Origin of the sequence: Paraburkholderia metrosideri (genome assembly GCF_904848625.1) — a bacterium.
In the GTDB taxonomy this organism is placed as follows: Bacteria; Pseudomonadota; Gammaproteobacteria; order Burkholderiales; family Burkholderiaceae; genus Paraburkholderia; species Paraburkholderia metrosideri.
The window spans coordinates 452,381-472,549 of record NZ_CAJHCP010000002.1 but is presented as its reverse complement, the minus strand read 5'-3'; the positions used below and the strand labels follow the sequence as shown (position 1 = coordinate 472,549).

The 20,169-nt window shown below is 61.4% G+C and carries 20 protein-coding genes; 6 read left to right on the top strand and 14 right to left on the bottom strand.

Going from position 1 to position 20,169, the window contains the following annotated elements; all coding sequences use genetic code 11:
- Positions 1–17: 17 nt before the first annotated feature.
- The 8 genes from LMG28727_RS04940 to LMG28727_RS04905 form a co-directional block, all read right to left on the bottom strand.
- Positions 18–2,294 carry an ATP-dependent DNA helicase gene (locus tag LMG28727_RS04940; protein ID WP_201641177.1) on the bottom strand — a complete coding sequence of 759 codons (2,277 nt, stop codon included), beginning with the start codon at positions 2,292–2,294 and terminating at the stop codon, positions 18–20.
- The gene (locus LMG28727_RS04935) at positions 2,291–4,027 is read right to left on the bottom strand and encodes a VRR-NUC domain-containing protein (RefSeq protein WP_201641176.1); all 1,737 of its coding nucleotides are present in this window, start codon (positions 4,025–4,027) and stop codon (positions 2,291–2,293) included. The genes LMG28727_RS04940 and LMG28727_RS04935 overlap by 4 nt, the downstream gene beginning before the upstream one ends.
- 57 nt (positions 4,028–4,084) lie before the next feature.
- Positions 4,085–4,669, bottom strand: a complete 585-nt coding sequence (locus tag LMG28727_RS04930) for a LutC/YkgG family protein (protein ID WP_201641175.1) — start codon at positions 4,667–4,669, stop codon at positions 4,085–4,087.
- Positions 4,656–6,047 carry a lactate utilization protein B gene (locus LMG28727_RS04925; RefSeq protein ID WP_201641174.1) on the bottom strand — a complete coding sequence of 464 codons (1,392 nt, stop codon included), beginning with the start codon at positions 6,045–6,047 and terminating at the stop codon, positions 4,656–4,658. Before LMG28727_RS04925 ends, LMG28727_RS04930 begins: the two co-directional genes overlap by 14 nt.
- The gene (locus LMG28727_RS04920; RefSeq protein ID WP_201641173.1) at positions 6,044–6,787 is read right to left on the bottom strand and encodes a (Fe-S)-binding protein; all 744 of its coding nucleotides are present in this window, start codon (positions 6,785–6,787) and stop codon (positions 6,044–6,046) included. Before LMG28727_RS04920 ends, LMG28727_RS04925 begins: the two co-directional genes overlap by 4 nt.
- Before the next feature lie 423 nt (positions 6,788–7,210).
- The gene (locus LMG28727_RS04915) at positions 7,211–7,957 is read right to left on the bottom strand and encodes a FadR/GntR family transcriptional regulator (RefSeq protein WP_201641172.1); all 747 of its coding nucleotides are present in this window, start codon (positions 7,955–7,957) and stop codon (positions 7,211–7,213) included.
- Between the two features lie 95 nt (positions 7,958–8,052).
- Positions 8,053–9,255 carry a pyridoxal phosphate-dependent aminotransferase gene (locus LMG28727_RS04910; RefSeq protein ID WP_201641171.1) on the bottom strand — a complete coding sequence of 401 codons (1,203 nt, stop codon included), beginning with the start codon at positions 9,253–9,255 and terminating at the stop codon, positions 8,053–8,055.
- 143 nt (positions 9,256–9,398) lie between these two features.
- Complete coding sequence (locus LMG28727_RS04905) at positions 9,399–10,880, bottom strand: RNA polymerase factor sigma-54 (RefSeq protein ID WP_201641170.1); 1,482 nt, start codon at positions 10,878–10,880, stop codon at positions 9,399–9,401.
- A 507-nt stretch (positions 10,881–11,387) separates the two neighbouring features.
- Between LMG28727_RS04905 and LMG28727_RS04900 the strand changes: the two genes are divergently transcribed.
- Positions 11,388–11,726 carry a BON domain-containing protein gene (locus LMG28727_RS04900; protein ID WP_201641169.1) on the top strand — a complete coding sequence of 113 codons (339 nt, stop codon included), beginning with the start codon at positions 11,388–11,390 and terminating at the stop codon, positions 11,724–11,726.
- A gap of 291 nt (positions 11,727–12,017) precedes the next feature.
- Here the strand turns inward: LMG28727_RS04900 and LMG28727_RS04895 are convergent, their stop codons facing one another.
- Positions 12,018–12,470 carry a PA2169 family four-helix-bundle protein gene (locus LMG28727_RS04895; RefSeq protein WP_201641168.1) on the bottom strand — a complete coding sequence of 151 codons (453 nt, stop codon included), beginning with the start codon at positions 12,468–12,470 and terminating at the stop codon, positions 12,018–12,020.
- 388 nt (positions 12,471–12,858) lie between these two features.
- Here LMG28727_RS04895 and LMG28727_RS04890 point away from each other — a divergent pair, with 388 nt between their 5' ends.
- The gene (locus LMG28727_RS04890) at positions 12,859–13,110 is read left to right on the top strand and encodes a hypothetical protein (RefSeq protein ID WP_201641167.1); all 252 of its coding nucleotides are present in this window, start codon (positions 12,859–12,861) and stop codon (positions 13,108–13,110) included.
- A gap of 90 nt (positions 13,111–13,200) precedes the next feature.
- Here LMG28727_RS04890 and LMG28727_RS04885 read toward each other — a convergent pair whose 3' ends face one another.
- The 5 genes from LMG28727_RS04885 to LMG28727_RS04865 all read right to left on the bottom strand — a co-directional run bounded on the left by LMG28727_RS04885 (position 13,201) and on the right by LMG28727_RS04865 (position 15,904).
- Complete coding sequence (locus LMG28727_RS04885) at positions 13,201–13,782, bottom strand: hypothetical protein (RefSeq protein WP_201641166.1); 582 nt, start codon at positions 13,780–13,782, stop codon at positions 13,201–13,203.
- Between the two features lie 102 nt (positions 13,783–13,884).
- Complete coding sequence (locus LMG28727_RS04880) at positions 13,885–14,232, bottom strand: DUF1488 family protein (RefSeq protein WP_201641165.1); 348 nt, start codon at positions 14,230–14,232, stop codon at positions 13,885–13,887.
- A complete protein-coding gene (locus LMG28727_RS04875; protein ID WP_201641164.1) occupies positions 14,229–14,792 on the bottom strand; it encodes a DUF4142 domain-containing protein in 564 nt (187 codons plus the stop codon). The genes LMG28727_RS04880 and LMG28727_RS04875 overlap by 4 nt, the downstream gene beginning before the upstream one ends.
- Before the next feature lie 93 nt (positions 14,793–14,885).
- Positions 14,886–15,437 (bottom strand): type 1 glutamine amidotransferase domain-containing protein, encoded by a 552-nt coding sequence (locus LMG28727_RS04870; protein WP_201641163.1) that lies wholly within the window; start codon positions 15,435–15,437, stop codon positions 14,886–14,888.
- 125 nt (positions 15,438–15,562) lie between these two features.
- Positions 15,563–15,904: a chemotaxis protein gene (locus tag LMG28727_RS04865; protein ID WP_201641162.1), complete on the bottom strand. Its 342-nt coding sequence runs from the start codon at positions 15,902–15,904 to the stop codon at positions 15,563–15,565.
- A 177-nt stretch (positions 15,905–16,081) separates the two neighbouring features.
- Between LMG28727_RS04865 and LMG28727_RS04860 the strand changes: the two genes are divergently transcribed.
- From LMG28727_RS04860 to LMG28727_RS04845, 4 genes are all read left to right on the top strand, one after another.
- The gene (locus LMG28727_RS04860) at positions 16,082–17,371 is read left to right on the top strand and encodes a DNA topoisomerase IB (protein WP_201641161.1); all 1,290 of its coding nucleotides are present in this window, start codon (positions 16,082–16,084) and stop codon (positions 17,369–17,371) included.
- A gap of 179 nt (positions 17,372–17,550) precedes the next feature.
- Complete coding sequence (locus LMG28727_RS04855; RefSeq protein ID WP_201641160.1) at positions 17,551–18,078, top strand: PRC-barrel domain-containing protein; 528 nt, start codon at positions 17,551–17,553, stop codon at positions 18,076–18,078.
- Positions 18,079–18,303: 225 nt separating this feature from the next.
- A complete protein-coding gene (locus LMG28727_RS04850) occupies positions 18,304–18,714 on the top strand; it encodes a DUF3175 domain-containing protein (RefSeq protein ID WP_201641159.1) in 411 nt (136 codons plus the stop codon).
- A 106-nt stretch (positions 18,715–18,820) separates the two neighbouring features.
- Complete coding sequence (locus LMG28727_RS04845) at positions 18,821–20,143, top strand: cation:proton antiporter (protein ID WP_201641158.1); 1,323 nt, start codon at positions 18,821–18,823, stop codon at positions 20,141–20,143.
- Positions 20,144–20,169: the final 26 nt, after the last annotated feature.

The following is a 20,169-nucleotide window of genomic DNA, read 5'->3' as shown; positions in this document are numbered from 1 at the left end:
GTGCGCTGGGCGCAAACCTACCGCACCACCCACCAGCTCGGCAACAACCGCCGCACCTCGGGCCGCCGGTACCGGTCGTCGATCAGATGCACCACGCCGCGGTCCTGCTCGGTGCGAATCACGCGCCCCGCCGCCTGCACCACCTTCCGCAAACCCGGGTACAGGTACATATAGTCGTACCCGCTGCCAAACTTCGCGTCCATCGTGCGGCGCATCTGTTCATTGACGTCGTTCATCTGCGGCAAGCCGAGCGTGGCGATAAACGCGCCGATCAACTGTTGCCCGACCAGATCGACGCCTTCCGAAAACGCACCGCCGAGCACCGCGAACCCGACGCCCTGATTCATGGTCCGGAAACGGGCGAGAAATGCGTCGCGCGCGGCTTCGTCCATGCCCGGCTGCTGGGCCCACACCGGCAGAGCGGGATGCCGTTCGCGCATCAATTCGACCACCTGTTGCAGATAATCGAAGCTGCTCAGGAACCCCAGGTAGTTGCCGGGTTGACTTGCATACTGCGTCGCGATCAGATCGACGATCGGCGCCAGCGAGCGCTCGCGATCGCGCCAACGGGTCGACACATTGGCCGCCACCCGCACTTCCAGTTGCTCCGCGCGAAACGGCCCTTCGACGTCGAGCCATTGCGTATGGTCCGGCAAGCCCAGCGTATCGCGATAGAAATGATAGGGGTTGAGCGTGCCGGAAAACATCACCGTGGTATGGGCCGCGGCATAACGGGGCGCGAGGAACGGCGCGGGAATCACGTTGCGCACGCACAGCGTGGCGCTGGTTTTGTCGCGCGGCGCGTAGCGGTCGGCGCTGAGCGTGATGTCGAAAATCGAGTGTTCGCCGAACTGCTCGGCCAGCGTCACGAAATGCATCGCGTCGAAGAAAAACCGCAGTGAGGTTGCGTCGATGGAAAGCGGCGCGTCGGCAAGCTGATCGGTGACCGCGCCGATCAGATTCTGCGCGGCCTGAAGCAGCTTTTCCGGCACATCGTCGTACACCTGATATGTGTCGGTCTGCGCGCGTTTGAGCGCGCTCCATTCACGTTGCAGGCGTTCAAGCGGCCGCCGCAACGTAGTGGGCGCGTTCTTGCGCGCAGCGCGGAACGCCGCCTGATCGAGCGACGCGGTGTACATGTGCCGTGCGCGGTCGAGCAGGTTGTGCGCTTCGTCCACCAGCACGCCGACGCGCCACTGGTTGATCTGCGTCAGCGCGTACAGCATGGCGCTGCCGTCGTAATAGTAGTTGTAGTCGCCGACTACCACGTCCGCCCAGCGGGCCAGTTCCTGCGCCAGATAGTACGGACAGATTTCGTGCGACAAGGCCGCTTCGCGCACGGCCGCACGATCGAGGCGTGGGCTGTCTAGCGCCGTGGCGCGAGCCGCGTCGAGACGGTCGTAGAAGCCCCGCGCGAGCGGACAGGAATCGCCATTGCACGCTTTGTCGGGATGCTCGCAGGCCTTGTCGCGCGCGACCAGTTCAAGCGTTCTCAAAGGCAATCGCCCCGACGATGACGCGGCGCTTCGGTGCAGCGTTTCGATGGCGTCGAGTGCAAGCGCACGGCCTGGCGTTTTGGCGGTCAGGAAAAAAACCCGCTCGATCTGATCCGCAGCACAGGCTTTGAGCAACGGAAAAATCGTCGCCAGTGTTTTGCCGATGCCGGTAGGCGCCTGCGCCATTAGCGGTTTACCGTCTCGCGCCGCGCGATATACCGAGACCGCGAGTTCTCGCTGGCCGCTGCGAAATTGCCCGTGCGGAAACTGCAACGCCGCGAGCGCGGCATTGCGAGCTATTCGATGCGCGTCTTCCTGGACGGCCCAATCGAGAAAACTTTCACACTGCTCGACGAAGAAAATCTCCAGTTCGCGCGCGGTGTGCGTTTGCGTCAGTACCGTTTCCTTCTGACTGCCGATATCGAAGTACACGAGTGCGACGTCCAGTCCGGCCAGGCCGCGCGCCCGGCACAGCAAGTGGCCATAGACCAGCGCCTGCGCCCAATGCAGCGTGCGGTGATTGGCGGGCATCCGCGCGAGATCGCCACGGAACGTCTTGATCTCTTCGAGCCGGCGAGCCCGCGGATCGTAACCGTCGGCGCGGCCGCGCACGGTCAGGTTGCGATGGGTACCGGTCAGCGCGATTTCCGTTTCATAGCTGCTGGTGCGACGACCGGCGACCGTCAGATGACCCGCCATGCCTTCGAGCGACGTCGGCGCGGGAGTGAAGCGCAGGTCCAGATCGCCGCGCCTCGCGGTGAACTCGCAAAGCGCACGTACCGCCACCACGTAGTTCATGCGCTGACCCCGCTGAGTTCGGTCCCGGCGAGCTCCTCCTCCCCGGCCCAGCGGATGTCGAGCACACGCACGGGCATGTGATGTTGCGCACAATACGCTAGCCAGCGAATCTGATTGTCCTGCAGGCGATCACCGGGCCCCTTCACTTCGATCAATTCGTAACGACGTTCAGTTGGCCAGAAGCGGATCAGATCGGGCAAGCCCGAACGGTTGCCCCGAATATCGCGCAGCAGCCGCTCGAACCATAGTTTCAGATGCGCGGCCGGCAGACAGTCGAGCGCGAGCGCGACGAGTTCCGGCGTCAGCAGCCCCCAGAATACGAATGGCGATTGCAAGCCGGCCTTGCCATGCCAATGCCGCTGAATCGTTTCGCGATAAACACCGCTGTCGAGTTGCGCAAGACAGGCGGCGAATTGCTCCGCGCGGCGCGCATGAAAATCCGGCGCGTGCAGATCGGCCGGGCCACGCTGGAACGGATGAAAAAATGCGCCAGGCAGCGCCGCAAAAACCGGCTCCCAGCACAGCAAACCGAATAGCGAATTGATCAGCGCGTTTTCGACGTAATGCACGGGCGCGACGTCGCTGCTCAAATGATCGCGCGCGACGTACTCGACCGACTGCGGCAATTCAGGCTTTGGCAGTACCAGCGTGCTGCGTTCGACCGGACGCGCGGCCGGTGTCCGCCTGATCGGTTCACCGCGTTTGCGCTGCAACCGCGGCAACATTCGCGCGATACGCTGCGCTTCTTCTTCGCTTTCCGGCGCGGCGGCAGCTTGCGAAGCCAGTACCAAAGCTTCGTCGAAACGCTCGCTGCGTTCAAGCACGCGCATACGCCGATGCCGCGCGCCGGGCCATGCGCAGTCTTCGTAAATCGCCAGTGCAGCAGGCCAGTTGTGCCGGCGCTCGCAATCGTAGCCAATCCGAAACAGCAGCTTCGCGCGACGCGTTTCGAGCCACGGATTGGCGGTTTCCAGCGTGCGGATGGTCGCGATCAGATCCTCGCGCGCGTGACCGGAATCGGCGGGGAGCCATTCGAGCGCTTCGCGGCAGGCGTGCAACGCGAGATATACGTCGACGTCCGCGCGCTGCTGAAAAGCCCGCGACGACGGTGCAAATGCGACTTTCTCGTACTGGAACACGCCGAGGTCCGCGAGCACGAACTCCGACCAGTCCTGCTGCAAATTGCCGAAGAACATCAAACGTAGACGCTCGCAGAGCGGCGCGACGACGACGTGAAGAACGCAATCGGTTGTTTGCGTGTGCCATGCCGAAAGCGGGCGTTGCCGTTCGTTGTCGTCGGGATAAAACGGGCGCAGCGTTTCCAGCAGATCCGGTTTGCGCAACGCTTTCGCGCCCGGGATCGACGCGATGGCGTCGGCAAACATGTCCAGTAACTGGGGCCGCGTGGTGAGCGCGAACAGATCGTCGAGCGTGAGGTGCGGCTCGGCGTCGATCCAGCCGAGCGCGGCCATCGGAGCCGCCGCCTGCAATGGACAGCCGATCTCGTCATAGACAAGCCGGCTCGCTCGGAACAACGTGCCTTTGCGCATCAGCATGCGCACCAGCAGCGCCCGCGACGCTTGTGGCAACGCCGCGAAAGCGCGCAAAAAAGCGTGCTCGTGCGCGTCGAGCAAGTCGTCGTAACGAGCGGCGAGCCACGCCAGCGCGCGCTCGAAATTCAGCAGGTAGTAAGGGATGTCAGACGGAAAATCTGCTCGAGCATCTGTTGCCACGGACTTTTGCGAACCCTGTATGTTTATACAGTGATGATAGCAAAGTCCGTGGCACCGCTAGTCTGGCAGCCAGACTACGGTCAGCGAACGCACGCCTTGCGCGCCGCGAATCAGTACGCCTTCGATATCCGCCGTGGCCGACGGACCCGTGACAAGCGCTGCATAACGCGCAGCGCGGAAATCATCGCGCCGGTAGACATCCTGCAAGCCGTCGATCAACTGCGCCGGATCGAGCAGCACAACCAGATGCTGCACGATATAGCCCAACGCATTGACCACGTACTCGCGCTCGCTGAACCACACAGAACCTGTCTCGGCAACGCCAAAGCGGGCGCGCACCACGCCGACATCGACGTCCTGCAATGAAGCGGGTTCCGTATCCGCGGTGAGCGTGCGGGTGCCCTGCACTTCAGCGGTAGCCGATGCAATCGAGGCGGCGTCGCCGAAGCGCTCGCGAATCATCGCGCTCACGTCGGCCGCCGCCGCAGCGTCGACACAGGTGCCCCCCATCGCCTGCAACGCGGTCGTAAAGCGCCCACGCAGATCGCCGCCTGCCGGATTGAAAAGCGGCACATCGGGACGCGGCCGCGCGGGCGGTTGTGCCTGCCGTACTTTTGCCAGAAAGGCGTCACGCGTTGTCATCGCCGCCTCCACGATTCTGTTTGTACCAGGCATGGAAGGTCTGCTTCGGCGCCTCGGGAAGTTCGCGCTGCCTGCCCCAGATATTCAGCGGGTTATACAGCACGAAATTGGGCAAGCGCCGCAACGCACTGCCCATTGAAGAAACCGTCGCACGATACAAGGTTGGGCTCGCCAGCAGGCGCCCCGCCATCTTCAGCACTTCCTGCTTCACGAACGGCACTTCGTGCTGCTCGGCAATCACCGTGCGCCATTTGTAAATCTGCTCGTGAATGTTGATCTTCACCGGACACACGTTCGTGCAACTGCCATTGAGTGTCGACGCAAACGGCAATGCGCTATATCGCTTCAGATCGAACGTCGGGTTGATGATGGCGCCGATCGGTCCGGAATACGTGCCGCCATATGACAAGCCGCCGCTGCGCCGATACACCGGACACGTATTCATGCAGGCGCCGCAGCGAATGCATTTGAGCGAGTACCAGAAGTCTTCCATGGCGAGCCGCTCGGAACGGCCATGATCGACGAGGATGTAATGCATTTTGGTGCCCGGACGCGGCGCACGAAAATGCGACGTGTACTGCGTAATCGGCGAGCCGAGCGCACTGCGCGACAGCATGCGGATGAATACGCCGAGGTCCGACACCTTCGGAATCAGCTTTTCGATGCCGATCGACGCGATGTGCAACGGCGGCACGTTCGCCGACAGATCGGCATTGCCTTCGTTAGTGCAGACCACGACCGTGCCGGTCTCCGCCACCGCGAAATTGCAGCCCGTCATGCCGGCTGTTTTCTCGCGCACGAAGTAAGGGCGGGTGTTCATCCGCTGGCTTTCCGCGAGATAGTGGATATCGCTATTGTTCGGATCGGTGCCAATGGTGCGGCCGAAAAGCTCGGCCACGTCCGCGCGTAATTTATGCACGGCGGGCACCACCATATGACTGGGGTCCTGATGATCGAGCTGCTGGATGCGCTCGCCGAGGTCGGTTTCCATCACCGTAATGCCGCGCGGTTCGAGGTATTCGCGCATTTTGCATTCGTCGGTGAGCATCGACTTGCTTTTGACGAGCGTGGTCATGCCCCGCTCCGACATGATCTTGTGCACCAGCGCGTTGTGCTCTTCGGCAGTGGCCGCCCAATGCACGACCACACCGTTGGCTTCAGCCGCCGTTGCAAACTGTTCGAGATAGTCGGCCAGATGCGACAGCGTGTGTTCCTTGATACCCGATGCCAGTTCGCGCAGCGTTTCCCATTCGGCGATGCCATGTGCCTGCGCGTCGCGTTTCTCGCGCAAATCCCATAGACGTTTGTCGTGAAATGCGACGTGCTCCGTCTTGCTGATAAAAGCACCGGCCGCCTTCGCATGATCGATCCGGTTCATACGCGTGCTCCGTTGAGAACCTGTGCGATATGAATGAAGCGTGCGTCGGCCTTCATCCGTTCAGCGCAGCCTTGCTGGTGCATCAGGCACGACATGTCGCCCGACACGATGTATTCGGCGCCCGCATTCAGATGATCGCGCACCTTGTCCTGCCCCATGCGCACCGACACCGGCTCTTCGGTGACCGAGAAGGTACCGCCGAATCCGCAGCATTCGTCGGGGCGCGCCGGTTTGACGAACTCAATGCCCTTCACGCCTTCGAGCAAGGTACGTGGCTTCGAAAACGGCGCTCCGGCAATCTCCGACACCGATGCTTCCTTCAGATGACGCAGCGCGCTACAACTGTTGTGCAAGCCGACACGATGTGGAAACTCGGCCCACGGAAATTCACGCGCGCCGACCACGTCATGCAGGAACTCGACCAGCTCGTACGCGCTTGCACGGACCTGCTTCACTTCGTCGGTCTGTTCCAGCGCGGTCAAGTGCTCGCGCACATGATGAATGCAACTGGCCGACGGCCCGACGATGTAGTCATAGCCGGCGAAGTTGCGCGCAAACACGCGCTCCGCACCGGCGGCTTCAGCATGCGCGCCGCTGTTGGCCATCGGCTGGCCGCAGCAGGTTTGCTGCTGCGGATAGTCGACTTCGATGCCGAAACGTTCGAGCAATTCGAGCGTCGCGATCCCGACTTCGGGATAGAACGCGTCGATGAAGCACGGGATAAACAGGGCGACTTTCATAAGCTCTTTGAAAGAAAGACAGCAGGCTGCGACATGCCTACTCTACTGCGGAATCTGACGGGTGCGCGAGGATGATGGCAGGACACCGCGAACGACACCCGAACCCGGTATGCCGCCACTTCTGACAATGCGATAGGCACTAGCAACAACGGAGGCTTCCTCGCCGGGGGTGGTATGGGCTTGATCGACCAGTAAGACTGGTATGGTTGGTCTGACCAACGGAATATAGGGAAATCGGCGATGGGTGTCAATTGGGGGATCGGGTGAAACGATGTGCGGCGCGGCGCGCAAAGACAGGGTGGGATGCGCACTATGCGGTCGGGCGGCACGGCGTCTAATGCGTTGCAGCGTTCGCGTTCAAGCGCGCGCCTGCGTCAGGCATCACAGACAGGTAAGTCGAACAGCCGGCGACCAGAAAAACGGTCAGGAAACTTCACTCGCCGACGGCTTGGCGGCATCGTCTTTATACATCTCGCGCACATACGCGAGATGTCGCTCGGCGGCCTTGCGCGCCTTTTGCGCGTCGCGCGCGATGACTGCGTCGTAAATAGCCTGGTGCTGGCTCATCAGCTGCTTTTCCATCGCATCGTCGTAATCGATCAGCCGATGGTACTGCCGCATGCCTTCGCGAATCAGCGTATGAATGCCATGCATCACATGCGCGAGCGCGACGTTATGGGTTGAATCGGCAATGGCCAGGTGAAACGCCGCATCCAGTTCCGCAAGATTCACCCGATCCCGCGATTGGGAGCCAGCCTTCAATGCGTCGAACGCCCGGGTGATCTTTTTGAGGTCGGCGGTAGTGGCGCGCTGCGCCGCGTACACCGTCGAAATCGATTCGAGCCCCTGGCGCAATTCCAGAATATCGGCACTGGTCCGCGGATTCTGCAACAGCAGTTCGGCGAGCGGCCTGGAAATAATCGCCGCGGTCATGTCGACCACCGTGAAGCCGCCTCGCCCCGACGTTTCGATATAGCCGTCCGCTTCGAGCCGGATCAGCGCTTCTCGCAGCGAAGGCCGCGATACGCCCAGTTGCGTCGCCAGATCGCGTTCGGCCGGCAAGCGGTCGCCGGGCATCAGCGTGCCCTCCGAGATCAGTTGCTTGATCTGGTCGGACACGACGTCGGAAAGCCGTTTGCGTGTAAAGGACTGGATCGGCTGAAAAGGCATGGGCAGCAGGCGGCAAGACAATAGAAGATGCGTGAGCGGGCAACGGACCCACGGCGTGAGAGCCGCGTTGTTCGACTGCCCTTAATGTGCGTGAATTATACCGTTGGGCTGGACGCGCCCTCATTACCCTTCAGCCTCTCTACAAACGCGGCGATCCGCTCGCAGGCTTCGATCAGGCGTGTTTCATCGACCACGAAGCCCAGCCGCACAAATCCGTTCGCCGTCTCGCCAAACGCGCTGGCGTCGAGCACCGATACACGCTGCGCGCGAAACAGCTGCCATGTGAAGTCCACGGTATCGAGCCCCGTGCCGCTGACGTCGACCATCATGAACATGCCCGCTTCCGGCAATAAGCAACGCAAGCCACGCACGCGATGCAGGCGCTCGAACACCACATCGCGCCGACGCCGGTAGATCTCGCGCATTTCCGCGGCAATCGCCGCCTGATTCTGTACCGCCGTCAGCGCTGCCTGTTGAATAAACCCGGGCAGACCGTAGAGCATCGCCAGCGCGAGCCGCCCCATGTGCTCGATCAACCCGGCCGGCCCGATGGCCCAACCTACGCGCCAACCCGCCATCGCATGCGACTTCGACAGACTGCCGAGGGTCACCGTGCGCTCCGCCATCCCGGGCAGCGACGCGATGCTCACGTGGTCGCGCTCGAACGTGAGTTCTGCGTAGACCTCATCGGACAGCACCCACAAATCATGCTGACACGCGAGCCGCGCGATGCGCTCGAGGTCCGCGCGCTGCATCACCACGCCCGTCGGATTGCAGGGCGTCGCGAAGAAAATGGCTCGGGTGCGACAGGTAATCGCGGCCTCCAGCGCGTCGCAATCGACGTGAAAAGCCCGCGCCGGATCGACCGGCACCGGCACGAGCGTCGCACCCGCCGCACGGATGCAGGCTTCGTAAGTCAGGTACATCGGCTCGGGAACGATCACTTCGTCGCCCGCTTCCAGCAGACAGAGCGACGTGGCGAACACGCCGTTCTGCGCGCCCGCGGTCAGGATCACATTGGCGGCGCTCACGTCGCAGCCGGTCATCCGCCTATGCTCGCCGGCGATGGCAGCACGCAGGGGTTCGCGCCCGGACACGGCGCTGTAGTGCGTATCGCCGCTGCGTAAAGCGTCGATTGCGCGCTCGACGATCGGTGCCGGCGTGGCGAAGTCGGGATCGCCCACGCTCAATACGATGACGTCTTCGCCCTCGGCCGCCGCCTGCTGCGCGACCCGATGGATTTCCCACGCCGACGTGCGCCTGCCTTGCAGGCGCTCGACCAGACTCGAGTACTTCATTGGATTCATCCGTTTCGATTTGACCCGCCAATGTAAAGGCGCGCGCACGAAACGTCCAGATACGAAAAAGGGCCACGCGAGCGGATTGCCTCGCGTGGCCCCTCAGCGCCGCCCCTCATCGAGGGGCTCGGGCGTCCTTAAACTTAAACCTGCCGACGCAATTCCGCGGGCGGTACCTTCATCAGATGCCGGTACTTAGCGACCGTGCGCCGTGCGACCAGCACGCCCTGATCCGCGAGCATCTTCGCCAGCGACACATCCGACAGCGGGTCGCGAGTGTTTTCCGCAGCGATCATTTCCTTGAGCAACGCGCGCACTGCCGCAGCCGAACAGGTGCCGCCGCTTTCCGTGCCGAGTTCGCGCGGGAAGAAATGTTTGAATTCGAAAATCCCGCGCGGCGTGGCCATATATTTGTTGCCGGTGGCACGCGAAATGGTTGATTCATGCAGGCCGAGTTCGTCGGCGACATCGCGCAGCACCATCGGCTTGAGTGCGATTTCGCCATACTGGAAAAACGCCTTCTGATGCGCGACGATGCATTCCGCCACCCGTTGAATCGTGTCGAAACGCTGCTGCGCATTGCGGATCAGCCAGCGTGCTTCCTGCAGTTGCTGCGCGAGCGGCGAGCGGCTTGCACCTGCCGACTGCGCGAATAGCTCTGCATACATGCGGTGGATGCGCGCGCGCGGCTGCACCGCCGGATTGATCGCCACGACCCACTTGTTACGCACCTGACGCACGATGACGTCCGGCACCACATAGTTATCTTCGCTGCGGCCATAACAGTTGCCGGGCTTCGGGTCGAGCTTGCGCACGAGCGCGCAGGCGACGCGCAATTCCTCGGCGCTACACCCAATCTGCTTTTGCAACTCGGCCTGTTCGCGGCGCGCGAGGCGTTCCAGATGGTTGTCGACGATCTGCCGTGCGACGTCGCGCCCCGGCGTATCGTCAGGCAGTGCATTGACCTGCAGCGACAGACACTCGGACAGCGAACGGGCACCAAGCCCCGGCCGGTCGAGCGACTGCACGAGGCGCAGCGCGACCAGCAATTCTTCTTCGGTCAATTCGGGTTCGAGATCGACGCTATCCGCGAGATCGGAGAGTTCCTGGCGCAGATAACCGTCATCGTCGAGCGCTTCGATAATGAAGCGCGCCACCGCGCGGTCGCGGTCATCGAGTCGGTACAGGCGCAACGAATCATGCAACTGCTCGCGCAAGGTCGGTTGCGAGCGGGCCCACTCGGCGGGATCGCTGCTGTCCGAATCGCCGTTCTGGCGGCTTGAACTACGGCTACCGTAATCGCCGGAGAAGTCGCCCGGCATGTCATCCTGGCTGGAACTTTCCAGCGAATCGTTGCTTGCCGTTTCCGCCACGATCGAGTCCGGCTCGGCGGTGGCGACGGCGTCCGTCGCAGGCATTGCACCAGCCTCATCGCCTGACGATGCCGTGGCGAGCGCAACATCTTCTGTATCCGTCGAGTCGTACTCAAGGAATGGATTGGTGTCGAGCGCGGTACGCAACTCCTGCTGAAACTCCAGAGACGACAACTGCAACAGACGCACCGATTGCTGCAGACGCGGCGTGAGTGCAAGAGACTGCCTTGTGCGTAGTTCAATTGAAGGCATTGTAGTGAGGTCCCGTTAGTAGCTGGAAATTGATGAGTGACGTCAATAAAGCAACTGTCGTACCAGCTCGCGCAACATGCTGTTTTTTCTGGGGTTTGCCGTTGCAGGCCCGTCAATTGCGCAGACGCCGCGCGCCCTTTTTTACAAGCACCCGGCAATTTCCGGGCCTTTGCCGGTCCGCCCCCTTTGCCGAATACCGCGTGTGCCCGTCACGTAATTCGTCAGCGTAAATGTCTGTGCCGTAACGGCTTTTTCGCGTCGGCGCCGGACGATCGCTGACCCGGGCACAGCCCTTGCGAATCAGCTCTATGTGGACGGACGTCAGTCTTTGCACGCCAGGCGCCAGGTAGCGCAATGCGTGCACAGACCGTCGCCCGGTGTCGATAGCGGGCCCCGACGGTACCGTAGCGGCGACGACCCCACGCGAGTCATCGGCGGCATTCAGTTACCGCGATCGACCGCAGGCAACAAGACCGCCAATTTTTATCAACACCCGAAGGAGAAACTATGAAAACGATCCAACTTCTGAAGACTGCAGGTAGCATCGCTTGTGTCGCATTTGCACTGAACGCCACCGCGCAAACCACGACGGCCGCTCCGTCGTCGTCGTCGGAAACCATTGGCGAGCACGTCGACGACGGCACGATCACCACCAAGGCCAAGGCCGACCTGCTGGCCGCAAAGAACGTGAAATCGACGCACATCCACGTCAAGACCCGCCAGGGCGTGGTGTGGCTCACGGGTTCGGTGCCGTCGGCTGACGACAAGTCGGCTGCCGAAGAAGTCGTGAAGGACGTGAAGGGTGTGTCGAGCGTGAAGAACCATCTGAAGGTCGCAGCCGAATAAGATCGGGCGATCGCACCTGAAGAGCGCCGGCGATTGTCGCCGGCGTTTTTTCAGGCGTCAGGCTTCAGGGAGAAAAAGAGCGGTTCGCGAATGCGGACCGCTCTTTTTTTGGGCCGCGTATAGCGCGATAGCAGCGGGATACTCTTCACACCTTGGAGGTTTCGCGAGACCTGCGGGCGCTACGAGATCTACGAGACCTTGGAGACTTACGCGACCTACGCAAAAAGGCTGGCGCCCTCACGGGCGCCAGCCTTATCTGCCGACTTCAGTTGTTACCTGAATCCGAAACGCTTAACGCCGGGTCGCCGCATATTGATCGCGCAGATCACGCACCCTGTCGTGATTCTGCAGAACGCCCTGATACTGTCTTTCGACAATCGCGCGGACGTCCACCGGCAAATCCTTTTCGAGCGCGTCGTGATAACGCTTCTTCGCGACGTCCTCACCCTTTTCACATTCGGCGAGAATTTCGTGATCGCTGCGATCCGTCACAGCCGACTTCACGTCGACCCAGCCGCGATGCAGCGCGCCACTCACGCTGCCGCCGGTCTCAGGCTTGCCGCCGAGCGTTTGCACGGCATCCTGCAACTCGCGCGCGCCCCGAGTGCAGTCTTCGGCTCGCGATAGAAATAGCGTTTTCAGCTGCGCGTCGTGCGCATCTTCGGCAGCCTTGCGAAAGCCCTTTTCGCCATCCTTCGACGTTTCGACCAGATCATTCAGCACGGAAACAACGTTCGTAGCCATTCAATACCTCCAGGTTTCGATGATCTTGGAATCCACTGCCGGCCACTGCGTGCACTTGGGTAATTGCGTTACTGCACTTGCATCGCACGCGGCCATCAGGCAACGGGGTTCATAGAAGTATCCGCATGTGTCGTGCCTGGCCTTGAACGCATTCGCGCCGTCGCGCGCTGCACGCGGCCACCCTGGCATTCTTGCCAGCGCGCGTAAATGTTTCTCATGACGATAGCTCTCGTTACCCGCCAATCCACGTGTGCCAGCCGTTCCATCGATGGCACGACGGTTGCTTAACAAGCTCGCCCCGAATCACGCTCTGCATGCGTTCACGGACTGCAAAACGTGCCAATCAATTGAAAACAACGGGCAGGCAACAACGACAGGGAGAGTCACCATGAAGAAGATCAGAAGCGCGGAATTTCTCGCCGCTGTTGCGATCATCACGTCAGCGACTGTGATGCAGATTCGCGAACATATGCAGGTCGCCGAAGCGCCGGCCGCGCCTCCGCAAGCGGCCCAGTTGTCGTGCGAAACGACCCATCACGGGCTGGTGTTCGCGGCATGCGAGCCAACGCGTGGAGCCGCTTCTGGAGGCGAGGATCGCGCAACGCAACACCTCCGCAGCGCTTTGAAACTCTGGGTGTGAAGCCTGAAATAGCACTCGCTGAGCACATGCAAAAATGGCCCGACATCAGTCGGGCCATTTTATTGATGCACGTCGTTTAAAGCATTCGGATCACGCGCGCTTCTCCACAAACTCATTAATTGGCACCGGCGTTTTCAGCGGATCGAAATCGGCCCACCGCCCTTGCTGCCAACGGCCACTCGCCCGTTCAATCGCAACGCCCCCGGCTTCGCGCAACACACGGGCCGCATCGAACTGGTTGTCCGGCGAAACGTGCACGGCGACCAGCACGCCGGAATCGCGCGTTTCTTCGTGAAGGGGCGACCCGTGGCCGGTTTTTCCCTTTTGACGCGTCAGCGACATCGCGCCGACCAGCGAGCCGACATACGCACCCACACCGGCCGCAATCAGCGAAACGATCAATGGCGCAGAAAACGCCGCGAAGATGCCGACGCCCACCACCGCGCCTGCCACTGCGCCGATCGTGACGCCCAAACCGGCGCCCTTCGGCGCATCTTTCGCGGCGGGATCAGTATCGGTGTCGCCGCCGATTGGATAGCGCGCGTGCTGACCACGCGGATTGACGAAAAACAGCGTGACGTCTTCTTCGACGAAACCTGCATTGAAGAGCTTTTGCGCCGCTTCTTCGGCGGTCGGAAAAGTGGTAAATCGTGCTGCGACGATGAGTGACATGACGCCTCCTTGCATCGTAGAAATAGCGTTCACGGATCGCGCCGGCTTCTGCCCACACAGCACCTCACCGACGTGCGGCCGGAAATCGGCACGCGTCGCGCACTACGCCGTTGCACCGCGATCGGGTTCCATGCCTTCCACCCGGAACAGTCCGCTATGCAACACGACGCCTTCGCCGTTGTTCTGGTCGAGCGCTTCCGCGCAGACTGAACGGATACGTTGGCGGCCTTTGTCGAACGCGGTCATCAATGCGGTTTCCAGCGCGGATTCAGCGCCAAAATGATCTTCCAGCGCTTCGGCGGTGATCGCGCAGACCACCGCCTCGCCTTCTACGCGCGCCATGAAGCGCACGGTCAGATTCGCGCCGTCAAAGGCCGGTTTGTCATCCGGAAAATTGATCTGCATAAGGGAATCCTCATAAGCCGGTCGCGGCATGATGATCGCGTTCATGACGAACCCTTCATCGCGCCGGCGAGTTGCTCCGCCATCTCCAGGTGATGCTTGATGGTCGGCAATGCATGAGCGGCCGCTGCCTTCAATTGCGGATCGGTGCCGCTTTGGCTCTGCTGCGTGAAGAGATCCACCGCCCGCTGATGCGCCTCTACCCCCACCTGCTCCACATACGCCTGATCGAATTCCTTACCCTTCAGCGTCTGCAATTTGCCGACTAATGCGGAGTCCGCCGTGGGTGTCGTAGAAAAGCCTTTCTTCGACACCAGCGCGGCCATTCCATGCGCGAGCTTCGTATGGTCGGTAATCATCTGCTGCGCGAACTTTCGCACATGCGGGTCTTGCGAATTTTTCAATGCAACCTTGCTGGCGGCGATTTCGGTCGCGTCGGACTGGGAGGCCGTCTGCACAAACTGCTGATCTGCGGGCGACAATTTGCTGCCGCTCACCGGTGCATCGCTCGCCGGCGCATCGCTGGCCTGCGCATGGACCGCGTTGATCGATACAGCGCTCAAGCCGAGCGCGACGACCATGACTTGTAGGGAATACCGGAATTTCATGCACTTTCTCCCTGTTCGACGATTGACCCAAAGCGAAGTTGATTGACGACGCGCATGAAGTGGTTCCTTCTACGCGTCGCTCACCTTCCTTGCTTACGCCGCGTTGCGCTTCGACAATTGCGCGATTAGCGTCCTGTTAAAAGCGGGAAGATCGTCGGGTTTGCGGCTGCTGATCAGATTGCCATCCTCAACGACTTCTTTATCCACCCACGTACCGCCTGCATTACGAATATCGTCTTGCAGGCTCGGCCAACTCGTCACCGTGCGTCCCTTGATGATGCCCGCCGACACCGGCAGCCAAGCGCCATGACAAATCACCGCAATCGGCTTTTTCGCGTCATTCGCCGCTTTCACGAAGGCCTGCGCCTGGGGCAGCAAACGAATAGCATCGCCATTCACCACGCCGCCAGGCAATACGACCGCGTCGTAATCGTCCGGTCTGGCTTGGTCGAAAGTCGAATCGACGTTGACGGCATCGCCTTTGTCGACATGTTTAAAACCCTGGATCTTGCCGGGCTTCGCTGAAATGACGTGTACCGTTGCGCCCGCCTCAGCGAGCGCGCGTTGCGGCTCAATCAGTTCCGCCTGTTCAAATCCGTCTACCGCAAGTACTGCCACCTTGTAACCATTCAGCGTGCTGGACATGTATCTTCTCCTTCATGCTGGTGCCGGAAGTGAAGCCACTGCAGCACATTGCGCGGCTCCGCTCCTTCATTAATTGATAAGCACGCAAAAGACGTGCCCACATGATCGACAACGGCCCAGCACCTCTAAACGGTGTCCGGATCGTCGTCTATTTCATCTTCAGCCTGATTCAGCGGATCAATGATCCGGTCGGGCTCGATATCGCCGTTCTCGGTCAGCGTCGAATCGCCGTCTGCGGCTGCGCGCTCTCCGGTGCCTGCACGGTCGGTGTCACTGCCGAGTTCGCTGTCGCCGGTTTCGAGCGCGTGGTTATCCAGTTCCGAGTCCACATCGAACTCATGACGCTTTGCACCCGCGACATCGCTACCGCTATCGGATGAATCGCCCGGACCGAGTACACCGGTCGTACCCGCTGTTTCCTTCACTACCTGTTGCGGCTCTTCATCGGGATTTAGCGTACTGCTCATGGCTCTCTCCTAGGTTCGTGGGTCACACGGTTGTCTGCGCAAGGACCGTTCCGCCGCCAGGGTCAGCGCATCATGATCACGGCCCTGGCAGCGATTGACGCTGGGCATTGCCTTTGCTTAAGACCTGAGGGTCGGCGCCTCGCGCGCCTGGTGCCTGAAATTTCTCTACTTGCGACGATGGCTACCACAACCAGTACAACGCAACGCCGTGCGGATCGTTCTGACGAGAGCGCAACCCAACCCGAGATCGCCGCGATGCCGCCAGGTCTGCGTCACGCGGACGACACCCGACCCGGCTACACGCGCAAACGCGAAAAAGACGGCTTCGTCTACTTCGATAAAGCCGGCAAGCGCATTGACGACGAAGACGACATCAAGCGCATCAACGCGCTCGCCATTCCACCGGCTTATGAAGATGTGTGGATTTGCGCCGACCCGCGCGGCCATATTCAGGCGACGGGAAGGGATGCACGCGGACGCAAACAGTATCGCTACCACCCACGTTGGCGAGAAACACGCGATGCGACCAAATACGAGCGCATGGCCGAATTCGGCCGCGCGCTGCCGAGAATCCGCGCACGGGTCGCTCGTGATCTGAAGCTGCCGGGCATGCCCTGCGACAAGGTGATTGCCGCGATCGTGCAATTGCTCGACACGACGTTGATCCGGATCGGCAGTGTCGAATATGCGCGCGACAATCAGTCATACGGATTGACGACGCTGCGCAAGAAGCATGTGAAGATCGAAGCCGGTCAGTTGCGCTTCAGGTTTCGTGGCAAGAGCGGAATTGAACACGACGTCACGGTAGAAAACCCGCGTATCAGACGCATCGTGCGCCGCTGCGCGGAGTTGCCGGGGCATGACCTGTTCCAGTATCTCGACGACGACGGCACCCGCCATACGGTGGGCTCGGCAGATATCAACGATTATCTGCGCCGTGCGAGCGACGCGGATTTCACCGCCAAGGACTACCGCACATGGGCCGGCAGTGTCTACGCGCTAGCGGCACTGCGGCGGCTGATTTGCAGCGATGCGGCGCAGGCGCGTCACCATATCGTTGCGACGGTGAAGGACGTTGCCGCATTGCTGCGCAACACACCGGCCGTGTGTCGGCGTTGCTACATTCATCCCGCCGTGATCAGCGCGTTTGAAGCCGATGAGCTGCAAAGCTTGCCGCCTGGACAATCGCGACGCGGGCTCCGGGTCGACGAAGTGGCGTTCGCGGCGCTGCTCGCGCATGCGGAAAAACGGGCGGCGAAACTGGCACGACAGGCAGGCGCGAAGGGACGCAAGCTGCGGGATTCCGCGGTGGCCGATAGCATTGACGGCTCCCTGACCAGTTTGTTGAAGAAGTCGCGCGAGGTGCGCAACAAGGCCGCGAAGAAAAATGATGACGCAAGGCCCGGCGTGAAAACAGCACGACGTACGGGTCGCGACTCGAGTGAAATGACTCGGGCCGCTCATTGAGCTTTTTCACTTTACAGGCAAGCGTTGCAATTGACGACGCACAGGGCGCTTTATATGCGGTTATAGGCGAGTGTCAGAGCGGCCCTCTCTTTGTGCTCTCACCTGATACGGGTCCTCACCCAGGCAAGGCACGCCGGTTGCTGAACCTTGGATACATTCATCCGTAGAGGAGTCACATCATGCTGAACCAGACACAGACGCAAAGTGGCATCGGCCAGAATCAGGGCGCCCGTATCGTCGGCAAGGGCAGCGAGACCGCCGAAGGTCCGGGCCCGGACGTGATGGCAGCGGCCACCCTCGATGGCGACAAGGTGATTAGCAGCGACGGCGAGGACATTGGCAAGGTCAAGGACATCATGCTCGATGTCGGCGCGGGCCGTATCGCGTACGCGGTGTTGTCGAGCGGCGGCTTTCTCGGCATTGGCGACAAGCTGATGGCGATTCCGTGGCACGCATTGACGCTCGATACGCAGAGAAAGTGCTTCGTGCTGAACATGACCGCTGAACGCGTGAAAAACGCCCCGGGATTCGACAAGGACCACTGGCCGTCGATGGCCGATCAGACATGGGCGACTTCCGTCCATCAGTACTATGGGAGCGAGCCGTATTGGGGCCGTGACCGCTACGATCTGCGGGACGACGTGGGGGTCGGCGACATTCCGGCGGGTTCGTCGGACGCCCCCGAAGCGGGCGGGTTGAAGCTGTAAGCGTCGCCTTTTGCGGGCGCGTTCACGCAGCCAGTTTGACCGCGTGAAGGTGTAGTCAACCGTACCGCCCCGATGCGCCGGCATGCCGCCAATGCGGCAGCCGGCGCGTTTCGTATCGTGCGTCAGCTCGCGCGTTTTTTACAGGCATCGTCACGCGCACGCAAAAGGCGGCTCCGCTGGATCAAAGCGATCATCCAGACGAAACCCGATCAAGGAGGCGAAACCATGGCGCCCAGAAAATCCACCCGCAAATCCAGCCATCCCACAGCGGGACGTAAGGCCGGCCGGCCGCCCCGTCAACGGCATGCTCAGGCGCGTGCTGCGCATCGTGCGAAAGCGGCTAAACAACGCACCTCGCACAGCTCGCGCAAATGGTCTCATCATGTGATGGAGACGAGCGACGCGATGGACCTCGAGCATGATATTTTTAAAACCGGCAGCGCGGAATCGATCGCCGAATCGCTGAAGCGCTCATCCACTCATAGCCGTCGCCGTAAAGGCACGCCGTATCAATCCGCCATGTCGATGCTGAACTTCTATATCAATCGCGCAGGCAGGAATCTGCCCAAGGCCCGCCGCAACACATTGCAACAGGCCAAGCGCAAGCTACGCGAAGCATTCGGACGCGCGCCCTGAGCGAACCCCCGACCCGGCGTTCGAGTATGCGCCAGAGGGTTCGCGATGGCGCTCTTTACAACCGGCCGGCAGCGATTACGCGCATGCCGGTCCTCACCGGAAGCTCATGCGCGAAACATTGTGGTTTCTGATCGTCGGCGCCGTGCTCGTTTTCATGGGCCTCGCGGCGACGACTCTGCGGCGCCTGCCTATTAGCGCCGCGATGTTTTATCTGGCGATTGGCTACGGGCTGGGACTGCCCGGTGTCGATCTGCTGCGCCTCGATATGGTCGGCGACGCGCATCTGCTGCGGATGATTACCGAAGTTGCGCTACTGGTCTCGCTGTTCGCCATCGGCCTGCGTCTGCGCCTCGGCGTATTGGAAAGGCTGTGGACCGTGCCGCTGCGTCTCGGCTTCCTTGCGATGCTGGCAACCATCCCGCTGCTGACACTATTCGGCGTGTATGTGCTGAAGCTCGGCTGGGGACCGTCGTTATTGCTCGCGTCGATCCTCGCTCCGACCGACCCGGTGCTCGCTCACGATGTCCAGGTACACAATCCCGGCGATCATGACCTGCTGCGCTTTGCGCTTTCCGGCGAAGGCGGCTTGAACGACGGCATCGCCTTGCCCTTCGCGCTGCTGGGCCTCGCGCTATGCGCCGCACCGCCCGCGCTCGCTGCCGAACTGCTGAATCTGCAACTCGCGGCGAGCATGGTATGGGGCGTAGTGGGCGCCATCGCGATTGGCGGCGCGCTGGGCTGGGCCACCACCCACTCGGTCGCGTGGCTACGCATGCGGCATGCACAGGCGCTCGGCCTTGAAGGGTTTTTTGCGCTGGGTTTGATCGAACTGTCATTCGGCGCAGCGCAAATCGCCCATACGTATGGCTTTTTAGCGGTATTCGCAGCGGGGGTGGCGATGCGGCGCGTCGAACACCGCGCGAGTGGCGGTGCGTCGCCGCGCAAGGTGCTCGGTACCGTGGATTCCGAAGACGTGGAGGCGACCGCCGCTAATCCGAGCAAAGCCCACGCGTATGTGGCCGAATCGGTTCTCGGCTTCACGATCGAACTCGAAAGCATCGCGGAAGTCGCGGTGATGGCGATGGTCGGCAATGTACTCGCTACCTTGCAGGCGCCGCTTTTCACGTGGCAAAGCATCACGCTGACGGTGGCGCTGTTCGTGATCGTGCGGCCGGTGTCGGTGGAACTGGCGTTGCTCGGATCGAGCGCGACGGCGACGCAGCGGCGGCTGATGAGCTGGTTCGGCATCCGCGGCATTGGCTCGTTTTACTATCTCGCATACGCGCTCGAACACGGCGCGGCAGCGGACGTCATGCCGCTGATGCCGCTCACGCTCGCGGTCATTACCGCGTCGGTTGTCATTCACGGCGTGTCGGCGACCCCGTTGATGAACTGGTACCGAAAGCCGCGTGACGACGAACCTCCGTGAGCTGCACTGGATCTCAGCCGGCAATT